This window comes from Pseudomonas putida, assembly GCF_016406145.1.
Classification (GTDB): Bacteria; Pseudomonadota; Gammaproteobacteria; order Pseudomonadales; family Pseudomonadaceae; genus Aquipseudomonas; species Aquipseudomonas putida_E.
On the sequence record NZ_CP066306.1, the window covers coordinates 3111044 to 3129778 of the forward strand.

Consider the following 18735-nt stretch of genomic DNA (forward strand, 5'->3'; position numbering starts at 1 on the left):
AAGGGCCGCAAAGCGGCCCCAGGCTTGTGCAGCGCCACCAGAACCTGTGGGGCTGCTGCGCAGCCCTTTCGCGACGCAAGGCCGCTCCTACAGAGCTCGCCCGTGGAGCAGTCAATTCTAGGGATATGTCATGCTCGATCAATTGTCCTTGCTGTCCTTCGCCAGTGGTGGCTGGGGCCAGGCGCTGCTGGCCGGCGCGCTGGTGACCGTGTCACTGGCCCTCGCCTGCCTGCCCATCGGTTTGCCACTGGGCCTTGTCGTGGCGCTCGCGGCGCGCTCGCGCAAGCGCCTGCCGCGCGCATGGTCAACCACGTTTTCCACTGTGTTCCGCGGCCTGCCCGAGCTGCTGACCCTACTGATCATCTATTACGGTTGCCAGATCGCCGCACAGCAACTGCTGGCCGCCATGGGCTATCAAGGTGAGTTCCTGATCAATACGTTCCTCGCGGCGATGATCGCTTTCAGTCTGGTGTTCGCCGCCTTTTCCAGCGAGATCTGGCTGGCTGCTTTCAAAACCCTGCCCAAGGGCCAGCTTGAGGCCTGTGCGGCATTGGGCCTGGGCAAGCGCACCGCCTTCTTCAAGGTGGTACTGCCACAACTGACGCGCATCGCCCTGCCGGGGCTCTCCAACAACTGGCTGTCGTTGCTCAAGGATACCTCGCTGGTATCGACCATCTCGCTGGTCGACCTGATGCGCCAGACCAACCTTGCGGTCAGCGTGACCAAAGAGCCGATGTTCTTCTACGGGGTGGCCTGCCTGGGTTACCTGCTGTTCTCGGCGCTGTCGGGGCGAGTGTTCGCCTACATAGAACGGCGCAGCAACCGCCACCTGCAAGGAGCGCGCGTATGAGTGCCGAACAATGGCTGAGCCTGGTGCTGGACCCCGACCTGCTGGAGCGCTACGGGCCACGGTTCATCGACGGGCTGCTGGTAACTGCCAAACTGGTGGCGATTTCATTCACCCTCGGCGCCGTGCTCGGCCTGCTGCTGGCGCTGGCCCGGATGTCGCGCAACCTGCCGCTGCAGCGCCTGGCGGCCGGCTACATCTATTTCTTCCGTGGCTCCCCCCTGCTGGCACAGCTGTTTCTGCTGTACTACGGGCTTGGATCGCTGAAGGAGTTCTGGCAGGACGTCGGCCTCTGGTGGTTCTTCCGCGAAGCCTGGTTATGCACCCTGCTGGCCTTCACCCTGAACACTGCCGCCTACCAGGCCGAAATCTTGCGCGGCAGCCTGATGGCAGTGGCGCCAGGGCAGTACGAAGCGGCCAGGGCTCTGAACCTCAAACGTTCCACCACCTTCTTCAAGGTCATCTTGCCGCAATCGTTGCTGGTGGCCATCGGCCCGCTGGGCAACGAACTGATCCTGATGATCAAGGCCAGCGCCATCGCCTCGCTGGTGACCATCTACGACCTGATGGGGGTGACCAAATTGGCGTTCTCGCGCAGCTTCGACTTCCAGATCTACCTGTGGGCCGCCGTCCTTTATCTGGTGATCGTCGAGCTGGTGCGGCGCCTGCTGAAACACCTGGAGGCCCGCCTGGGCCGCCACCTGAACTGACCGAAGGATACAATCATGCATTGCCAGACCCTTGTCCTGGGCGCCGGTATCGTCGGCGTCAGCACCGCGCTGCATCTGCAGGCACGCGGGCGCCAGGTAATCCTGATCGACCGCGATGAACCCGGATGCGGTACCAGCCATGGCAACGCCGGGCTGATCGAACGCTCCAGCGTCATCCCCTATGCGTTCCCCCGCCAATTCGGCAAGCTGCTGCGCTATGGCCTTAACCGCCAGCCTGACGTGCGCTACAGCCTGCTGCACCTGCCCAAGGCCGCGCCCTGGTTGCTGCGCTACTGGCGTCAGTCGGCACCGGGGCGGCTGGCCGGGGCCGCGGCCGACATGCTGCCGCTGGTACAACGCTGCGTAGAGGAGCATGACGCCCTGATCGCCGCCGCCGGCCTCGAAGGGCTGGTTCAGGCCAAGGGCTGGATCGAGGTGTACCGCGACCCGGCGCTGTTCGAGCAGGCCAAGGCCGAGGTCAAGGGCCTTGCGCGCTATGGCCTGCACTACGAACTGCTAGAACGCGAGCAGCTGCAGGCACGCGAGCACCAGCTCGACAGCGCCGTAGTCGGCGGCATCCATTGGCTCGACCCCAAGACCGTGAACAACCCCGGCGCCCTCACCCGTGGTTATGCTGCGCTGTTCGTCCAGCGCGGCGGGCAGTTCCTGCACGGTGATGCGCGCAGCCTGCGCCAGGTCGGCAGCCAATGGCGGGTCGAAAGCCAGCGCGGGCCGATCACCGCCGACGAAGTGGTGGCGTGTCTTGGGCCGCAGTCGGCCGACCTTTATGAGCGCCTTGGCTACACGATTCCGCTGGGTATCAAGCGCGGCTACCACATGCACTACGCCACCCGTGACGGCGCTCAATTGCAGCACTCGATCTGCGACACCCAGGGTGGCTACGTGCTGGCGCCGATGGCCGCCGGCATACGCCTTACCACCGGCATCGAGTTCGCCGCCAGCAGCGCCCCGGGCAACGAAATTCAACTCAAGCGCTGCGAAGCGCTGGCGCGCACATTGTTCCCGGCACTGGGTGAGCGCCTGGACGACACCCCCTGGCTGGGCCGTCGCCCCTGCCTGCCGGACATGCGCCCTGTGATCGGCCCGGCGCCGCGGCACAAGGGCCTGTGGTTCAACTTCGGCCACGCCCACCACGGCCTGACGCTGGGGCCGGTCAGCGGCCGTCTGGTGGCTGAACTGCTCACCGGCGAGCGTCCTTTCACAGACCCTGCGCCTTACAGCGCGGCACGTTTCAACTGACACCACGCGGGAGAACAACAACATGACCGCCCCTTTGAGCGTTGCCAGCCTTGCCCCTGAGAACGACCCACGCCCGGTGCTGATCCGCATCGAGGGCCTGAACAAGCACTATGGCGCTTTCCATGTGCTGCGCGATATCGACCTGCAGGTGCACGAAGGTGAACGCATCGTGCTGTGCGGCCCCTCCGGCTCCGGCAAGTCCACCTTGATCCGTTGCATCAACCGCCTTGAAATTGCCGAACAAGGCAGCGTCCGGGTAGCCGGAACCGATCTGGCCGGCAACACGCGCCAGGCCGCCCAGGTACGCAGCGACATCGGCATGGTGTTCCAGCACTTCAACCTGTTCCCGCACATGAGCGTGCTCGACAACTGCCTGCTGGCTCCCACCAGCGTGCGCGGCCTGTCCCGCAAGGACGCCGAGGAGCGTGCGCGGATGTACCTGAGCAAGGTCGGCATCGAAAGCCAGGCGCTCAAATACCCCAGCCAGCTCTCCGGCGGCCAGCAGCAGCGGGTGGCGATCGCCCGCGCCTTGTGCATGAAGCCGCGGATCATGCTGTTCGACGAGCCGACCTCGGCGCTGGACCCAGAAATGGTCGCTGAAGTGCTGGATGTTTTGGTACAACTGGCGGGCACCGGTATGACCATGCTCTGTGTTACCCATGAAATGGGCTTTGCCAGGCAGGTTGCCGAGCGTGTGCTGTTCCTTGAAGGCGGGCAGATCATCGAAGACAGCCCGCCGCAGGTGTTCTTCAACCAGCCGCGCACTGCACGTGCCAAAAGTTTTCTGGCGCAGATCCTTCATTGAAGCCACTGGCCCTATCGTCGGCCAGCCGGCGATAGGGCCAGCGAACACGACACAAGCCCCCTTTATTGCACAGCTGCAATGACCCAACTGCGTCGTTAAATATAATTGACCTTAACCCCTGTCAAACCCTTGCCGCCTGAGGCTCGCAAGGGTTTCAGCCCCCGAATTCAGGCGCTTCAACCCATTTCAGTTGTTTGACATATCGAACGGCTCTGGCAAGCTATCTACAAGCCCCGACCGGCATCGTCGCCTCTGACGAGCCGGCAGTGCTCGGGGCTTCAGGTAGCACACCAGGCCCCGCGCCGTGCACCTGCACAACAACGGCAGGTCGAACCTGTCATAAGGTGACATATGTCCAACAGCAACATTGGCAACAAGCAACCTTCCCTGCGCAAACCTGTCGTACTGATGACCATGGGCAGCCAAGAGCGCAAAGGCCATGACTACCAGGTCATGACCCACAAATACATCACCCCGCTGGTCGATTTCGCCGATTGCGTCCCGGTGCTGGTGCCCACCTGCTGTGGCACCGAAGCCCTTGAGACCTATCTGGACATGGCCGACGGCGTATACCTGACCGGTGCCGGCAGCAACATTGAGCCGAGCCTGTATGGCCAGGAAAACCAGACTCCAGGCAAAGGCCAGGATGTCAACCGCGACCTGTTCGATATTCCGCTGGTCAAGGCAGCGCTCAAGCGTGGCCTGCCCATCTTCGGCATCTGCCGTGGCATGCAGGAAATCAACGTCGCCCTGGGCGGCGACATTTATCAGAAGGTTTACGCCGAACCAGGCTTCAACGACCACCGGGAAAACCCGGAAGATCCGGTCGACGTGCAATACGCTCAGGTGCATGGCGTGAAGATCAAGCCCGGCAGCTGGCTGCACGACGCACTTGGCACCGACGAGATCCGCGTCAACTCGCTGCATGGCCAAGGCCTGCGTAATCTGGGTACTGGCATCGAACCGATCGCCCACGCCGAAGACGGCCTGGTCGAAGCGATTCACGCCCCGAGCATTTCGCCGTTCCTGTTCGCCGTGCAGTGGCACCCGGAGTGGCAAGCGGCGAAGAACCCTGATTCGATCAAGATCTTCCAGGCCTTCGGCGATGCATGCCGCGCCCAGGTGCGCAAATCCCAGATCAAGCGCCAACAGGCCGCCTGACCCTCAGCTTCGTTAGTTTTGATCGCGGGGCGGCGCAAGGCCGCCCCCGCTTCCACGGTCACCCTCTGCTGGTCCCAGAACATTTCCCGTGGATGCGGGCGGCGGGCTTGCGTCTGTCTCCGCGATCTTTTTTCCCTTCCCGAGAGATACGATGACTGTTTAGATGGTTGTCGTTGGGTTTTCTGCGCCCGGGATCCCGAGCGCCGCCGCGCTGCGCATCGCGAGCTGCGCACGATTCCGCCTCATCACAAATCCCCCGCTAGGCCAAGTGCCGCAAAAATTTTCCGAAGGGGGACTAGTCATCGCACTAGTTGTACGATAACTTACCTCCAACGCAAAACAACACCCTTCACCCAAGCGCCACAGGATGCCAATAACAATGAATCCACAAGAACTGAAATCCATCCTCTCCCACGGGCTGCTGTCTTTCCCGGTCACCGACTTCAATGCCCAGGGCGACTTCAACCAGGCTGGCTACATCAAGCGCCTGGAATGGCTTGCCCCGTATGGCGCCAGCGCCCTGTTCGCCGCCGGTGGCACCGGTGAGTTCTTCTCCCTGGCCGCCAGCGAGTACAGCCAGGTGATCAAGACTGCCGTCGACACCTGCGCCAAGTCGGTACCGATCCTCGCCGGCGTCGGTGGCTCCACCCGCCAGGCCATCGAATACGCTCAGGAAGCCGAGCGCTTGGGTGCCAAGGGCCTGCTGTTGCTGCCGCACTACCTGACCGAAGCCAGCCAGGACGGTGTAGCCGCCCACGTCGAAGCGGTGTGTAAATCGGTCAACATCGGGGTGGTGGTGTACAACCGCAATGTCTGCCGCCTGAACGCCGACCTGCTGGAAAAGCTTGCCGAACGCTGCCCTAACCTGATCGGCTACAAGGACGGCCTGGGCGACATCGAGCTGATGGTGTCGATCCGTCGCCGCCTGGGTGACCGTTTCAGCTACCTGGGTGGGCTGCCGACCGCCGAGGTTTATGCTGCCGCTTACAAGGCCTTGGGTGTGCCTGTTTACTCCTCGGCGGTGTTCAACTTCATCCCGAAGACCGCGATGGACTTCTACCACGCCATCGCCCGCGACGATCACGCCACCGTTGGCAAGCTGATTGACGATTTCTTCCTGCCGTACCTGGACATCCGCAACCGCAAGGCCGGCTACGCCGTGAGCATCGTAAAGGCAGGCGCGAAGATCGCCGGTTACGACGCAGGTCCGGTGCGCACCCCGCTGACCGACCTGACCGCTGAAGAATACGAAATGCTCGCAGCTCTGATGGACAAGATGGGTCCGCAATAAGCGCACCCCGCGGCCTGCCAATGCCGCACCCGGAGTGGGCTACCCCACTCCGGCTACAACTCGTGAGCCCGCACAAAAATAACTAGTGGGAGTATTACCAGCATGCAAGCGACTAAAAAGACGCATGTGCGCTACCTGATCCTGTTCATGCTGTTCCTGGTGACCACGATCAACTATGCCGACCGCGCCACCATCGCCATTGCAGGCTCCAGCCTGCAGAAGGACCTCGGCATTGACGCCGTAACCCTCGGTTATATCTTCTCCGCCTTTGGATGGGCTTACGTTGCCGGCCAGATTCCTGGTGGCTGGCTGCTGGACCGCTTCGGCTCCAAGAATGTCTACGCCTTCAGTATTTTCACCTGGTCTCTGTTCACCCTGCTGCAGGGTTTTGTCGGCGGCCTGCCAGTGGCTTGGGCGGTCGTCACCTTGTTCACCCTGCGTTTTCTGGTTGGTTTTGCCGAAGCACCATCGTTCCCGGGTAACGCGCGCATCGTTGCGGCCTGGTTCCCCACGGCAGAACGCGGCACAGCATCGGCGATCTTCAACTCCGCGCAGTATTTCGCCACCGCACTGTTCGCCCCGATCATGGGCTGGATCGTGTTCAGCTTCGGCTGGGAGCACGTATTCGTGGTGATGGGTGCACTGGGTATCGTGTTCTCCATGGTGTGGCTGAAGACCATCTACAACCCGCGCCAACACCCGCGCATCAGCCCGCAAGAACTCGAGCACATCGAGCAGAACGGCGGCCTGGTGGACATGGACCAGAAGCGCGGCAACGACGGCCCGAAATGGGGGTACATCAAGCAACTGCTGACCAGCCGCATGCTGCTGGGCGTATACCTGGGCCAGTACTGCATCAACGCCATCACCTACTTCTTCCTGACCTGGTTCCCGGTGTACCTGGTGCAGGAGCGCGGCATGACCATCCTCAAGGCGGGCATCATCGCCTCGCTGCCGGCGATCTGCGGCTTCATCGGTGGTGTGCTTGGTGGCGTGCTGTCTGACTGGCTGCTGCGCCGTGGCAACTCGCTGACCTTCTCGCGCAAGCTGCCGATCGTCTGTGGCCTGCTGCTGTCGACCACCATGGTCTTCTGCAACTATGTCGAGGCGGAATGGATGGTGGTCGGCTTCATGACCCTGGCCTTCTTCGGCAAGGGCATCGGCGCACTGGGCTGGGCCGTGGTCGCCGATACCTCGCCCAAGCAGATCGCAGGGCTGTCCGGCGGCCTGTTCAACACCTTCGGCAACATTGCTTCGATCACCACCCCGATCGTCATTGGTTACATCATCAGCGCGACCGGTTCGTTCAAGTGGGCGCTGGTGTACGTGGGCGCCAACGCCCTGGTAGCGGTGTTCAGCTACCTGGTCATCGTCGGGCCGATCAAGCGTATCGAGTTGCGTGAGGATGCAAAGCCAGACGCTGAGCCTGCCGCCCCGGGCGAACTGGCCAGCGCACGTCACTGAGTGAGCACGCCCGCGACCGGTAATCCCGGTGCGGGCGGATGTACAAAGCCTGAGAACATCACAAACAGGGCCCGAACATGCAGTTGATCGAACATTCCGACTCGCCCCGCTACGTCCGCCTGCACGACGACGATAACGTCGTGGTAGTGGTCAACGATGGTGGTCTGGGCGAAGGCGCGCGCTTCCCCGATGGCCTGACCCTTGTAGAAGCCGTGCCGCAGAGCCACAAAGTGGCCACCGTCCTCATCGCCAAAGGCGAGCCAGTGCGACGCTATGGGCAGATCATCGGTTACGCCCTGGAAGACCTGCGCCAGGGCAGCTGGGTGCAGGAGAGCCAACTGGCCATGCCCTCTGCCCCGGAACTGGACAGCCTGCCGCGCTGCGATGCCGTACCTGCGCCCCTGCCTGCGCTGGATGGCTTCACCTTCGAGGGCTACCGCAATGCTGACGGCACCGTCGGTACCCGCAACATCCTGGGCATCACCACCACCGTTCAGTGTGTGACAGGTGTGCTGGAACATGCAGTCAAGCGCATCCGCAGCGAATTGCTGCCCAAATACCCCAATGTCGATGACGTGGTCGCCCTCACCCACAGCTATGGCTGCGGCGTGGCGATCAACGCCCGTGATGCCTATATCCCGATCCGCACCGTGCGCAACCTGGCACGTAACCCCAACTTGGGTGGCGAAGCGCTGGTCATCAGCCTGGGCTGCGAGAAACTGCAGGCCGACCAGGTGATGCACGACAACGACCCCTCGGTTGACCTCACTGAGCCGTGGTTGTATCGCCTGCAGGATGCCAGCCTCGGCTTTTGCGAAATGATCGAGCAGATCATGGGCTTGGCCGAGACGCGCTTGCAGAAGCTCGACAAGCGCCGCCGCGAAACCGTGCCGGCCAGTGAGCTGATCCTGGGCATGCAATGCGGCGGCAGCGATGCATTCTCCGGTATCACTGCCAACCCGGCGCTGGGCTATGCGGCCGACCTGCTGGTGCGGGCCGGCGCCACCGTGCTGTTCTCGGAAGTGACCGAGGTGCGCGACGCCATCTACATGCTTACCTCCCGCGCCGAAAACCAGGCGGTCGCCGATGCGCTGGTACGCGAGATGGACTGGTACGACCGCTACCTGCAGCAAGGTGCGGCCGACCGCAGCGCCAACACCACGCCAGGCAACAAGAAAGGCGGCCTGTCCAATATCGTCGAAAAATCCCTAGGCTCGATCGTCAAGTCCGGCAGTGGCGCCATCCAGGGCGTGCTCGGGCCGGGCGAGCGGGTAAACCGCAAGGGCCTGATCTTCTGCGCAACGCCCGCCAGCGACTTTGTCTGCGGCACCCTGCAGCTGGCGGCCGGGATGAACCTGCACGTATTCACCACTGGCCGCGGTACACCGTACGGCCTGGCCATGGCGCCGGTAGTCAAGGTGTGCACCCGTACCGAACTGGCCCAACGCTGGCCGGACCTGATCGACATCGACGCTGGGCGCATTGCCAGTGGCCGCTCAAGCATCGAGGAATTGGGCTGGGAGTTGTTCCACTACTACCTGGACGTGGCCAGCGGCCGCAAGCAGACCTGGGCAGAACAACACCGGCTGCACAATGACATCACCCTGTTCAATCCGGCGCCAATCACCTGATGGTTCGGCCTTGGCCGGTATTTCAATGGCACACGCCCGCCTGTAGTAGCTGGCTTGCCAGCTTCCACAGGTCATGCGACATCCACTGATCAACCCTTCCACACACAGGAGCACACCATGCCTGAGATTCTTGGCCACAACTTCATCGCCGGCCAGCGCAGCGCCGCTGGCGCGCAACGCCTGCAGAGCCTGGACGCCACCACTGGCGAGGCCCTGCCCTACAGCTTCGCCCAAGCCACCGAGGCCGAGGTGGACCAGGCAGCTCAAGCGGCGGCAGCGGCCTTTGCCGAATTCCGCCAGCTGGCCCCGGCACGTCGTGCCGAGTTCCTCGACGCCATTGCGGCGGAACTGGACGAGCTGGACGACGCCTTCGTCGCCGTTGTCTGCCGTGAAACCGCCCTGCCCGCCGGGCGCATCCAAGGTGAGCGTGGTCGCACCAGCGGCCAGATGCGCCTGTTCGCCCAGGTGCTGCGCCGTGGCGACTACCTCGGTGCACGCATCGACCTGGCCTTGCCCGAACGCCAGCCGCTGCCCCGCGTGGACTTGCGCCAGATGCGCATCGGCGTCGGTCCGGTCGCCGTGTTCGGCGCCAGCAACTTCCCGCTGGCCTTCTCCACCGCAGGCGGTGATACCGCTGCAGCCTTCGCCGCCGGTTGTCCGGTGGTGTTCAAGGCGCACAGCGGCCACATGGCCACGGCCGACCTGGTCGGTGCGGCCATCGTCCGCGCTGCCGAACGCACCGGTATGCCCAAGGGCGTATTCAACATGGTGTTTGGCGGTGGCGTCGGTGAGTGGCTGGTCAAGCACCCGGCCATCCAGGCGGTCGGCTTCACCGGCTCGCTCAAGGGCGGGGACGCACTGTGCCGCATGGCCGCCGAACGCCCGCAACCCATCCCGGTATTCGCCGAGATGTCCAGCATCAACCCAGTGATCATTCTGCCGGGCGCGCTTGCCAAGCTTGGCGACGCCATTGCCCGCGAGCTGGCCGGGTCCGTGTGCCTGGGTGCTGGCCAGTTCTGCACCAACCCAGGCCTGGTAATCGGCCTGCAATCGCCACAGTTCAGCCAGTTGCTCACCGACCTCGGCCAGCACCTGGACCAGCAAGCCGGCCAGACCCTGCTCAACGCCGGTGGCCTGCGCAGCTATGTGGGCGGCCTGGAGCACCTGCAGGCCCACGCTGGCATCGAACACCTGGCAGGCCAACCTCAGGAAGGTAGCCAGGCGCGGGCACAACTGTTCAAGGCTGATGCCCGTTTGCTGGTGGACGCCGACCCGCTGCTGCAGGAAGAAGTGTTCGGCCCGACCACCGTTGCCGTTGAAGCTCAGGACAACGCGCAGCTGCGCGCCGCCCTGCTCGGCCTGCGCGGCCAGCTGACCGCTACGCTGATCGGTGAGCCTGAAGACTTCGAAGCATTTGCCTGGCTGGTACCGCTGCTGGAAGAAAAGGTTGGCCGCATCCTGATCAATGGCTACCCGACCGGCGTGGAAGTGTGCGACGCCATGGTCCACGGCGGGCCTTACCCGGCCACCTCCGATGCCCGTGGTACGTCCGTCGGCACCCTGGCCATCGACCGCTTCCTGCGCCCGGTGTGCTACCAGAACTACCCGCAGTCGCTACTGCCTGAGGCACTGCGTGACAACAACCCGCTGGGCCTGCGCCGCCTGGTGAATGGGCAGTGGAGTGACGGGGCGATCTGAATGCCCTGATCCGATAAAAAGCCCCGCATTTGCGGGGCTTTCTTTTGAGTCTTGCATTGGATTTAGCGGCCCTGTCGCCGGCAAGCCGGCTCCCACTGGGTTTGCGCTGAGCTTGAGAGCAGCGAGATACCTGTGGGAGCCGGCTTGCCGGCGACAGGGCCAGCACAGCCATCAGACCCCTTGCGCCTCAGCCTCCGCATGCGCCTGACGCAACCGCTCACGGCTGTTGCTCAGGTGCATACGCATGGCCATCTTGGCCCCTTCGCTGTCGCTTCGGGCGATGGCTTCGTAGATCGCCTCGTGCTCATGCATCAAGCGGCTCATGTAGTGCGCCTGGTCATCATGCGCCAGACGCGCCGAGTTGAGCCGGGTACGCGGGATGATGCTGGTACCAAGGTGGTTGATGATGTCGGCAAAGTAGTGATTGCCGCTGGCCTGGGCGATACGCAGGTGGAACTGGAAGTCCGCCGACACCGCATCAGTGGCATGGGCAGCACCCTCGTTGAGTTCGTCCAGCGCCGCACGCATGCCTGCCAGCTCTTCATCGCTGCGCCGTTGCGCCGCAAGGCCTGCCGACTCGATCTCCAGGGCGATGCGCAGCTCCAGTACCGCCAGCACCTCACGCAGCGTGACCACGGTGGCCGGGTCGATGCGAAAGCCCCCCGTGGCAGGCGTGTCCAGCACAAAGGTGCCGATGCCATGGCGGGTCTCGACCTGACCGGCGGCCTGCAGCCTCGAGATGGCCTCACGCACTACGGTGCGGCTGACGCCCTCCTCGGCCATGATCTGCGATTCGGTCGGCAACTTGTCGCCGCGCTTGAGCTGGCCGCTGCGAATACGCTCGGTCAGCACCGTGACCAGTTCCTGGGCCAGACTGCGCGGCTTGCGCCGGGTCTTTGCCTGTACCTGTTGCTCTGTCATGCCCTGTTTTTCACCTTGAAAGACAGCCGTCATGATAGCGCAAGCAGTTGTACGATCACATACACCAGACGCGGTATTTATCAACACAACGTCCTCGGCATAGGGGGATGGCGGAAATAAGGATTGCGGCAGCGGACCTGCCCGCGAACAGGTCAGGACAGACGGCATCCATCTCGGTACTGTATAAGCATCGATTGGTCACTCCATGGAAGGAAAACCGCTGATGAAAACCTTCGACCGCTGCCTGCTTTGCTGCGGGCTGATCACACCGTTCTGGCTGCTGCTTGGCGTTTGGTTCACCGCCCAAGCATACCCGGGCTACGATCATCTGCAGCAGGCCATGAGCCAGCTCGGCGCGGAGGGTGCCCCAACCCAACGCTGGTCACCCCTGCTCAACAACTTCCCCCTCGCTGTGCTGTTTACCCTGTTCGCCTGGGGCCTGGCGCGGCGCTGGCGGGGCTCGAAGCTCGCCCTTGCCAGCGCCGCACTGGTACTGCTGCATGGGCTCGGCAGCGTGGGCACCGGCTTTTTTCCCTGCGATCAAGGCTGTGCGCCTGCGCACCCCTCCCTGTCTCAGCAACTGCATAACGTGTCCGGCTTGCTGATGTTTCTCTCGTTGACCCTGGCCAGTGCGCTTTGGGTATGGGCCGGCAAAGGCGTGGCCGGCTCGCGCGCGCTGGGGGCATTTTCACTGGCTTGTGTAGTGGCTGCGATAGCCAGTGCCACACTGATGGCCCAGGCGGCCCAGAACGGTCAGTTATTCGGCCTGTACCAACGCCTGAACTATACCGTCTCGGTGGTCTGGGTAGCCGGGCTTGCCCTCTACTGCCTGCGGCCGACGCTGGCAAATCGCCTGCGCATCGCCACCACCTGACCTGCAACGTGCTGGCCCCCAGGCACTTGAAGCGAAGGCAAACTCCTTTTTCCTTCAGATGCTTAGGACAGCAACATGCGAGTATTTCTAGCAATGGTGGCCGGCTGCTTGCTGGCCACGACTGCCTTCGGCGCCCAGGCCAGAGCGCTGAGCCAGAACGACCGCCATGTTTGTGGCTGGGGGTCGCAGATCGCCGCCGAGGCCCAGCAGGCCAAGCTTTCCGGTGTGACCTTGTATGCCACGCGCAAGAAACTACAAGTACGCCGGTTCGCCAAACCATGGATGCGCATGACCGCCTTCGGCATCACTGAACAGACCTACAATAGCCGCTCGCGGCTCAAGCCGGCAGCCATCAAGCAGACCTACTATGAGCAGTGCGTGCAGCATGCAGTTGCAAAGCGATAGAATCTATATATATCAATAACTTATATAGTTCATTTAATGCTCTGTCTGGAACAGGCCAGCCCTAGCGCCGCCATGGCGGGCCCTCCTTGAACTGATCCGTGACCCATGCCTTGAACGCCCCCAACGAGGCCGTGTTCAAGCGTGCCGATGGTCGCACCAGATAGATCCCGGCCGCCGCATCCAACTCCCATTGCGCAAGTACCCGCAGCAGGCGACCGGCGGCCAGGTCCTCGCCCATCAACCAGTCACCGCCAGCGAGGATGCCCACGCCACGGCGCGCCGCCTCTAACAGGGCTTCGTTGTCATTGCCGCGCAATGACCCACTGATCTTCACACTCACCTGATGGTTTCCACGGGTGAGCCGCCATTCAGGAAATGATCGTAAGCCACTGAATCCCAAGCAATTATGTTTCGACAAGTCTTCTGGTTTTGCCGGTTCGCCCTGGCGCGCCAAGTAGTCCGGCGAGGCACAGAGGATGCGTACGTGGTCACAAAGCTTGCTGGCCACCAGGCGGTTGTCGGCCAGTTCACCGATGCGTATGGCGGCATCAAAACCTTCCCCGACCAGGTCGACGAAGCGGTCGGCATACTCGGCTTCCAGGGTCACCTGCGGATGGGCCAGGACAAAGTCCGCCAGCATGCCGCTCAACCAACGCCGTCCCATCGCCGCAGGTAGGGCCAGGCGCAGGCGCCCGCGCACCGACGCCGCACCCTCGGTGGCCTCCTGCTCTGCCTCTGTTATCAGCCGGCTGGCCTCGCGCACTCGCACCACCAGGCGTTCGCCCTCATCGGTGAAGCGCAGTTGCCGAGTGGTGCGTTCCACCAGGCGAATGCCAAGGCGCTGTTCCAGTGCGCTGAGGCGTTTGGACAGTACCGTGGGGTGGCGTGCCAACTGCCGGCCGGCGGCCGAGAAAGAGCCCTGCTCGTGCAGGGCCAGCAAGGTGGCGAGTTCATCGGCGCGGCGGCTGTCAAAGGCGTCCATGGCAAGGCTCTGTGGCTGGGTCAGTCAGGTGGTGAGAATCAGCGCCCCTTCCGACAGCCCCTGCTCCAGGTCTTCGTGGGCCCTGGCTGCTTCGGCCAACGGATAGCGGCGCCATACCCGTGGCTGGATGCTACCTTCGGCGACCGCCGACAGCACGTCGCCTGCGCGCTGCTGGTACTCCTCCACTGTGCGGGTATGGGCGGCCAGCGATGGCCGGGTCACGTACAACGAGCCTTTAGCGTTGAGGGTGCCAACCTCGATCGCTGCCGGGGTGCCCGTGGTCGCCCCGAACGATACCAGCAGCCCACGCAGGCGCAGGCTGTCCAGGGACGCTTGCAGCGAGACATTGCCGACACTGTCATACACCACATCGACCCCTTGGCCCCGGGTGAGTTCATGCACCTGACCAGCCAGCGTCGCAGCATCGAATACCAGCACATGGTGGCAACCCGCTGCCTGCGCGCGCGCCATGCTTTGTGGTCGGGATACCACGCCAATCACCGTTGCGCCCAGGTGCCGCGCCCACGGTACCATCAACTGGCCGAGCGCACCGGCGGCGCCATAAAGCAGTATCTGGGTGCCGGGCCCGACCGGGTAAGTCGTCTTGAGCAGGTATTGTGCGGTGATCCCCTTGAACAGGATGGCAGCGGCAGCTTCATCGCTTACCTCGTCCGGCAGATGCACCAGACGCTCGGCAGGATACAACCGGGCGCTCGCATAGCCGCCCACAGGGCCTGTGGCATAACCGACACGGTCGCCGACCTGAACATTGTGTACACCCTCACCCGTCGCGACGACGCGCCCGGCACCTTCCAGGCCTAGCCCCGATGGCAGTAGCAGCGGTGCACCGCCTTGACGCTGCAGCACATCCAGCGGATTGACGCCTATGGCAGTTTGCTCCAGCCAGACCTCGCCAGGCCCTGGCCGTTGGATTTGCAGGGGCTGCAGGCGCATGACGTCAGTAGCGCCGGTAGCGCTCAACACAATTTGGGTCGTCATGTTCGATTCCTTGAGGGAGTGGAAGACCGACTCAGGCTAATTAGTCGGCAGGAATCGAACAATCGGCTTGGGTGCAGATGATTCCTGCACCCAATGAAGCAAAGTGTTTTCAGCAGCCCGTCAACACCGCTGGCCGGCGCTCACCGGCAAAGAACAATGGGCGCAGACGCACGCCAATGATGTTTCCGGTGTAGGCGGCAACCAGCCATAGCCAGCCATGCACGCTACCCGAAGCGATGCCGCTGAAGTAGGCGCCAATGTTGCAGCCATAGGCCAGGCGCGAACCGTAGCCCAGCAGCAGGCCACCGATCACTGCGGCTACCAGCGAGCGAAGCGGGATGTTCAGGCTCGGGGCAAAACGCCCCGCCAGGCCAGCCGCCAGCAGCGCCCCCAGCACGATGCCAAGGTCCATGACGGTGGTCACGTCTTGCCACAACGGCGCTGCCAGCGCCTTGGCGTTGGCCGGCGCCTGCCAGAACACCCAGCTGCCGACGTCTACACCCAGGCTGGAGAGAGTCTTGGCGCCCCACAGGGCAAATGCGGAGGTAATGCCCCACGGGCGCCCGGCCAAGGCCAAGGTGGCGTAGTTCAGCAAGGCCAGGGCAATAGCGCCCCACAGCAACGGCCATGGGCCACGCATGAAGCGTCGCAGGCCCTGGTGTTCACTGCTCACGGGGGCTTCCAGAGCGCCATGGCGGCGCTTTTCCAGTACCACCGTGGCCCAGGCGATCAGCGCGAACACCGCCACGCTGGCCAGCAGCGCCGGCGCTACCCCCCAGGCCTGGACGATCGAGGTAGCCGGCAACGATGGCAAGGCGAACCACCAGTCGGCATGGTGCGTGGCAGTAACCGAGCCGATGATGAAGAACAGCAGCGTCACCAGCATTCTGGCGTTGCCCCCGCCGACGGTGAACAGCGTGCCCGAGGCACAACCGCCGCCCAGTTGCATGCCGATACCGAAGATAAACGCGCCAAACACCACAGAAACCCCGGCTGGCGCCACCAGCCCGGTCACCGGGTTACCAAACAGGCTGCCAGCCGACAACGCCGGGAAGAACAGCAGCACGGCCAGGGTCAGCATGACCATCTGCGCACGCAGGCCGGCGCCTCGCCGTTCGTTGATGAATACGCGCCAGGCCGAGGTGAAACCGAACGCTGCGTGGTAAAGCGTCAGCCCCAGAGCGGCGCCGAGGATCAGCAGCAGTACCTGCTTGAAACCGGCGTTGAGGTTTAGGAACCAGGCACCAGCCAGCAGCAGGGCCAAGGCAATCAAGGGGGCGCCCAGGCGGCGCGGTTCGGGTGTTGCGGTTGCGGAAAGACCCATCGGAATGCTCGGATTACTGTAAAACGGGGGGCGATTATAGCGCCGGGGTTCGATCAATGCTGCTTTGGATGGTTTTCATCTGTGGCAGGGGGCTGCCCGCTCAGCAGTGCGCACATCTGTTAGGCTGATACGAAGCCCCAAAAAGCCACCCTGGCCATTCGCACCATGGATGAACTGCGCAAGATCGACCTCAACCTGCTGCTGGCCCTGCATGCGCTGCTCAGCGAAAAACACGTGACCCGCGCTGCCATCCGCCTGCACCGCAGCCAACCGGCAGTCAGCCATGCCTTGGCGCAACTGCGCGCACATTTCGACGACCCGCTGCTGATCCGCCAGAACGGCCACATGGCCCTGACCGCACGCGCCCAGTCCCTCATCAAACCCTTGCAGGACGCGCTGGGCAGCCTCAACAGCCTGCTGGCCACACCACGCTTCGACCCGGCTCTGGCTCAGCGCAGGTTCCGCCTGTCGTTGTCCGATTACGCCTCGCGGATCATCCTGCCGCCACTGGTCCGTCACCTGCGACAGGCAGCACCGGGCGTGGACCTTGCCATCAGCCAGGCCAGCCGCGAGGCGATGATGGCGCAGTTGCTCGATGGCGAACTCGACCTCGCCTTGGGCATCTTCCCCGAGCTGCCGCAGGGCATTACCGCGCAGACACTGTTCGAGGACAGCTTCGTCAGCATCGCCGACCGTCAGGTGCTGCCAGCCAAAGGTGGCCTTGCACTGGATGACTGGCTGGCACGGCCGCACGTGCTCATGGCCATGCGCCCGGACGCCCATGACGAGATCGAGCGCGCGCTGGGTGAACGGGGCCTGCGCCGGCGCATCGCCCTGGCGCTACCGCACTGGAGCGCCGCCGTCGAGGTGCTCGGCGGCACCGACCTGATCCTTACCGTGGCCAAGCGAGCGGTGGGCCCGATGCGCCCACATAAGGGCCTGCGCCAGTTCGCACCACCCTTGGCAATTCCAAACCTGGCCTATCAGCAGGCTTGGCACACCAGAAAAGACAGCGATCCAGGGCATCGCTGGCTGCGGGAGACAGTCTGGGCCTGTTGCCAGCCCGGCCGCTGATCAGGCTTCGGGCTGTTTGACGATGGCCGCCTTGCCAGTCGCCGGGCTTGCGGCCCAGGTGCTCTGCACCAGGAACACCCCAACGAGTATCAGAACCACCCCCGCAAGCCTTGGCAGGCTCACCGGTTTGCTGGCAACGCCCATCAGCCCGAAATGGTCGACAATCACCGACGTCAGAATCTGCCCCGCCACCACCAGCACCAGAAAACCCGCGGTTCCAAGCTTAGGAGTCAAGGCGGCGGCAGCGGCTACGTACAGTGCGCCAAGCACCCCGCCGATCCACAGCCACCATGGGCCTTGCAGTGCTTTGCCCAGGTCGGGCAGCGGTACCCGCAGGAGCAGCAAGGCCGCGATGACCACCACAGAACTGACCGTCAATGACGTGAAGGCGCCCCAAAGCCAGTGCCCGAGCGCACGACCAACGGCCGCGTTGCTGGCGGCCTGATAGGGCAGCACGACTCCGGCGAGCAGCGCCAAAACCAAGGGAAGAAAAGCAATAAGCAGGGCCTTGTTAGGCATAGGTGCACTCAGCTGAAGACAGGGTCGGTACATCATCCGCAAATCCACAGAGGTTATGGAAATCGAAATCCTGCACTCAGATTATTCGCCACATGGATGATGGATACCGATCAATGACGCCGGCCTTTTCGCGGGGTCGCCCGTGAAAAGGCCGGCGAGAGGTCAGCGGGATGTCTCGATCCGCAGTACTTCGGTGTAGATCGCATCGACCGTCTGGTCGACCTTGAGGTTTTTCATTCGGGCCTGCAGTTCAGGGTCCTCGACCTTGACCACCTGCAGCTTGCCTTCCGGCGGTAGCAGGCTGACCTCGTGGGTCTTGAGGTCGATCTTCTTGATCTGCGACGTTACCCGCACCTGGCGGAATGCCTCGCCGCCCGGGTTGGGGTTGTCTTTGGTGGCGCGGATGGTTCCAGACTCATCGCTGGCTTTGGGCGCCCCGCCTACCTCAGTGTTGAGCACATAGGCCACCGCACGGGTCACGTAGATATCGACTTGGTCACCAACTTTGAGGTTAGGCAGCGCCTTGGCCTTTTCCGTGAGCTGGAACGTCACGTCCTTGTCGTCGGGGCCTTTGACCGTGACCTGCCGGTTGGCCTGGTCTATGGCAGTGACCTGTGTGGATACATGGCTTTCCAGTGCTTCACTGGCAATGGGTATATCGGCAGCCTGCACCGTGAAACTGGCGGTACCGACGAGCGTGGCAAGCGCAACAGCGCGAGCGAGTGTACAAAGAGCATTCATAGGCCTGCTTCCCTGTGGTCAAGACCGGA

18 protein-coding genes are annotated in these 18735 nt (G+C 63.3%); 12 read left to right on the forward strand and 6 right to left on the reverse strand.

All coding sequences use genetic code 11. The features are described 5' to 3' along the window. Positions 1-130: 130 nt before the first annotated feature. From JET17_RS14250 to JET17_RS14290, 9 genes are all read left to right on the forward strand, one after another. Complete coding sequence (locus JET17_RS14250) at positions 131-850, forward strand: ABC transporter permease (RefSeq protein ID WP_012314659.1); 720 nt, start codon at positions 131-133, stop codon at positions 848-850. Beyond that, entirely contained in the window at positions 847-1557 is a 711-nt protein-coding gene (locus JET17_RS14255) for an ABC transporter permease (RefSeq protein WP_012314660.1), read from the forward strand. The genes JET17_RS14250 and JET17_RS14255 overlap by 4 nt, the downstream gene beginning before the upstream one ends. A gap of 15 nt (positions 1558-1572) precedes the next feature. Then, positions 1573-2817 carry an NAD(P)/FAD-dependent oxidoreductase gene (locus JET17_RS14260; protein ID WP_012314661.1) on the forward strand — a complete coding sequence of 415 codons (1245 nt, stop codon included), beginning with the start codon at positions 1573-1575 and terminating at the stop codon, positions 2815-2817. A 22-nt stretch (positions 2818-2839) separates the two neighbouring features. Further along, the gene (locus tag JET17_RS14265) at positions 2840-3622 is read left to right on the forward strand and encodes an amino acid ABC transporter ATP-binding protein (protein WP_012314662.1); all 783 of its coding nucleotides are present in this window, start codon (positions 2840-2842) and stop codon (positions 3620-3622) included. 351 nt (positions 3623-3973) lie between these two features. Next, complete coding sequence (locus tag JET17_RS14270) at positions 3974-4783, forward strand: gamma-glutamyl-gamma-aminobutyrate hydrolase family protein (RefSeq protein ID WP_012314663.1); 810 nt, start codon at positions 3974-3976, stop codon at positions 4781-4783. A gap of 379 nt (positions 4784-5162) precedes the next feature. Further along, positions 5163-6074, forward strand: a complete 912-nt coding sequence (gene kdgD, locus JET17_RS14275; RefSeq protein ID WP_012314664.1) for a 5-dehydro-4-deoxyglucarate dehydratase — start codon at positions 5163-5165, stop codon at positions 6072-6074. A 102-nt stretch (positions 6075-6176) separates the two neighbouring features. Continuing rightward, positions 6177-7538, forward strand: a complete 1362-nt coding sequence (locus JET17_RS14280; RefSeq protein WP_012314665.1) for an MFS transporter — start codon at positions 6177-6179, stop codon at positions 7536-7538. 77 nt (positions 7539-7615) lie between these two features. Next, positions 7616-9169, forward strand: a complete 1554-nt coding sequence (garD, locus tag JET17_RS14285; protein WP_012314666.1) for a galactarate dehydratase — start codon at positions 7616-7618, stop codon at positions 9167-9169. Positions 9170-9286: 117 nt separating this feature from the next. Continuing rightward, positions 9287-10867 carry an aldehyde dehydrogenase (NADP(+)) gene (locus tag JET17_RS14290; protein WP_012314667.1) on the forward strand — a complete coding sequence of 527 codons (1581 nt, stop codon included), beginning with the start codon at positions 9287-9289 and terminating at the stop codon, positions 10865-10867. Between the two features lie 171 nt (positions 10868-11038). Here the strand turns inward: JET17_RS14290 and JET17_RS14295 are convergent, their stop codons facing one another. Further along, positions 11039-11788: a FadR/GntR family transcriptional regulator gene (locus JET17_RS14295; RefSeq protein ID WP_012314668.1), complete on the reverse strand. Its 750-nt coding sequence runs from the start codon at positions 11786-11788 to the stop codon at positions 11039-11041. 223 nt (positions 11789-12011) lie between these two features. Between JET17_RS14295 and JET17_RS14300 the strand changes: the two genes are divergently transcribed. Together JET17_RS14300 and JET17_RS14305 are read left to right on the forward strand one after the other, a co-directional pair. After that, on the forward strand, positions 12012-12662 hold the full coding sequence (locus JET17_RS14300) for a DUF998 domain-containing protein (RefSeq protein WP_012314669.1): 651 nt from the start codon (positions 12012-12014) through the stop codon (positions 12660-12662). 75 nt (positions 12663-12737) lie between these two features. Further along, on the forward strand, positions 12738-13067 hold the full coding sequence (locus tag JET17_RS14305; RefSeq protein WP_012314670.1) for a hypothetical protein: 330 nt from the start codon (positions 12738-12740) through the stop codon (positions 13065-13067). Positions 13068-13128: 61 nt separating this feature from the next. On the opposite strand, the gene JET17_RS14310 is transcribed toward JET17_RS14305, so the two are convergent. The 3 genes from JET17_RS14310 to JET17_RS14320 all read right to left on the reverse strand — a co-directional run bounded on the left by JET17_RS14310 (position 13129) and on the right by JET17_RS14320 (position 16372). Continuing rightward, positions 13129-14049: a LysR family transcriptional regulator gene (locus JET17_RS14310; RefSeq protein ID WP_012314671.1), complete on the reverse strand. Its 921-nt coding sequence runs from the start codon at positions 14047-14049 to the stop codon at positions 13129-13131. A 24-nt stretch (positions 14050-14073) separates the two neighbouring features. After that, entirely contained in the window at positions 14074-15048 is a 975-nt protein-coding gene (locus tag JET17_RS14315) for a quinone oxidoreductase family protein (RefSeq protein ID WP_012314672.1), read from the reverse strand. Between the two features lie 109 nt (positions 15049-15157). Further along, complete coding sequence (locus tag JET17_RS14320; RefSeq protein ID WP_012314673.1) at positions 15158-16372, reverse strand: YeeE/YedE family protein; 1215 nt, start codon at positions 16370-16372, stop codon at positions 15158-15160. A 165-nt stretch (positions 16373-16537) separates the two neighbouring features. On the opposite strand from JET17_RS14320, the gene JET17_RS14325 reads away from it, so the two are divergent. Continuing rightward, positions 16538-17446, forward strand: coding sequence for a LysR family transcriptional regulator (locus tag JET17_RS14325; protein ID WP_012314674.1), 909 nt, complete (start codon positions 16538-16540; stop codon positions 17444-17446). Here the strand turns inward: JET17_RS14325 and JET17_RS14330 are convergent, their stop codons facing one another. After that, positions 17447-17965, reverse strand: coding sequence for a DMT family transporter (locus JET17_RS14330; protein WP_012314675.1), 519 nt, complete (start codon positions 17963-17965; stop codon positions 17447-17449). It abuts the gene before it with no gap. A 162-nt stretch (positions 17966-18127) separates the two neighbouring features. After that, positions 18128-18706, reverse strand: coding sequence for a hypothetical protein (locus tag JET17_RS14335; RefSeq protein WP_012314676.1), 579 nt, complete (start codon positions 18704-18706; stop codon positions 18128-18130). Between the last annotated feature and the right edge of the window lie 29 nt (positions 18707-18735).

Coding starts and splice junctions, on each gene's coding strand:
- kdgD (WP_012314664.1), top strand. CDS start 5,163: ATGAATCCACAAGAACTGAAATCCATCCTCTCCCACGGGCTGCTGTCT.
- JET17_RS14280 (WP_012314665.1), top strand. CDS start 6,177: ATGCAAGCGACTAAAAAGACGCATGTGCGCTACCTGATCCTGTTCATG.
- JET17_RS14250 (WP_012314659.1), top strand. CDS start 131: ATGCTCGATCAATTGTCCTTGCTGTCCTTCGCCAGTGGTGGCTGGGGC.
- JET17_RS14300 (WP_012314669.1), top strand. CDS start 12,012: ATGAAAACCTTCGACCGCTGCCTGCTTTGCTGCGGGCTGATCACACCG.
- JET17_RS14325 (WP_012314674.1), top strand. CDS start 16,538: ATGGATGAACTGCGCAAGATCGACCTCAACCTGCTGCTGGCCCTGCAT.
- garD (WP_012314666.1), top strand. CDS start 7,616: ATGCAGTTGATCGAACATTCCGACTCGCCCCGCTACGTCCGCCTGCAC.
- JET17_RS14295 (WP_012314668.1), bottom strand. CDS start 11,788: ATGACAGAGCAACAGGTACAGGCAAAGACCCGGCGCAAGCCGCGCAGT.
- JET17_RS14310 (WP_012314671.1), bottom strand. CDS start 14,049: ATGGACGCCTTTGACAGCCGCCGCGCCGATGAACTCGCCACCTTGCTG.
- JET17_RS14290 (WP_012314667.1), top strand. CDS start 9,287: ATGCCTGAGATTCTTGGCCACAACTTCATCGCCGGCCAGCGCAGCGCC.
- JET17_RS14270 (WP_012314663.1), top strand. CDS start 3,974: ATGTCCAACAGCAACATTGGCAACAAGCAACCTTCCCTGCGCAAACCT.
- JET17_RS14265 (WP_012314662.1), top strand. CDS start 2,840: ATGACCGCCCCTTTGAGCGTTGCCAGCCTTGCCCCTGAGAACGACCCA.
- JET17_RS14315 (WP_012314672.1), bottom strand. CDS start 15,048: ATGACGACCCAAATTGTGTTGAGCGCTACCGGCGCTACTGACGTCATG.
- JET17_RS14330 (WP_012314675.1), bottom strand. CDS start 17,965: ATGCCTAACAAGGCCCTGCTTATTGCTTTTCTTCCCTTGGTTTTGGCG.
- JET17_RS14335 (WP_012314676.1), bottom strand. CDS start 18,706: ATGAATGCTCTTTGTACACTCGCTCGCGCTGTTGCGCTTGCCACGCTC.
- JET17_RS14255 (WP_012314660.1), top strand. CDS start 847: ATGAGTGCCGAACAATGGCTGAGCCTGGTGCTGGACCCCGACCTGCTG.
- JET17_RS14320 (WP_012314673.1), bottom strand. CDS start 16,372: ATGGGTCTTTCCGCAACCGCAACACCCGAACCGCGCCGCCTGGGCGCC.
- JET17_RS14305 (WP_012314670.1), top strand. CDS start 12,738: ATGCGAGTATTTCTAGCAATGGTGGCCGGCTGCTTGCTGGCCACGACT.
- JET17_RS14260 (WP_012314661.1), top strand. CDS start 1,573: ATGCATTGCCAGACCCTTGTCCTGGGCGCCGGTATCGTCGGCGTCAGC.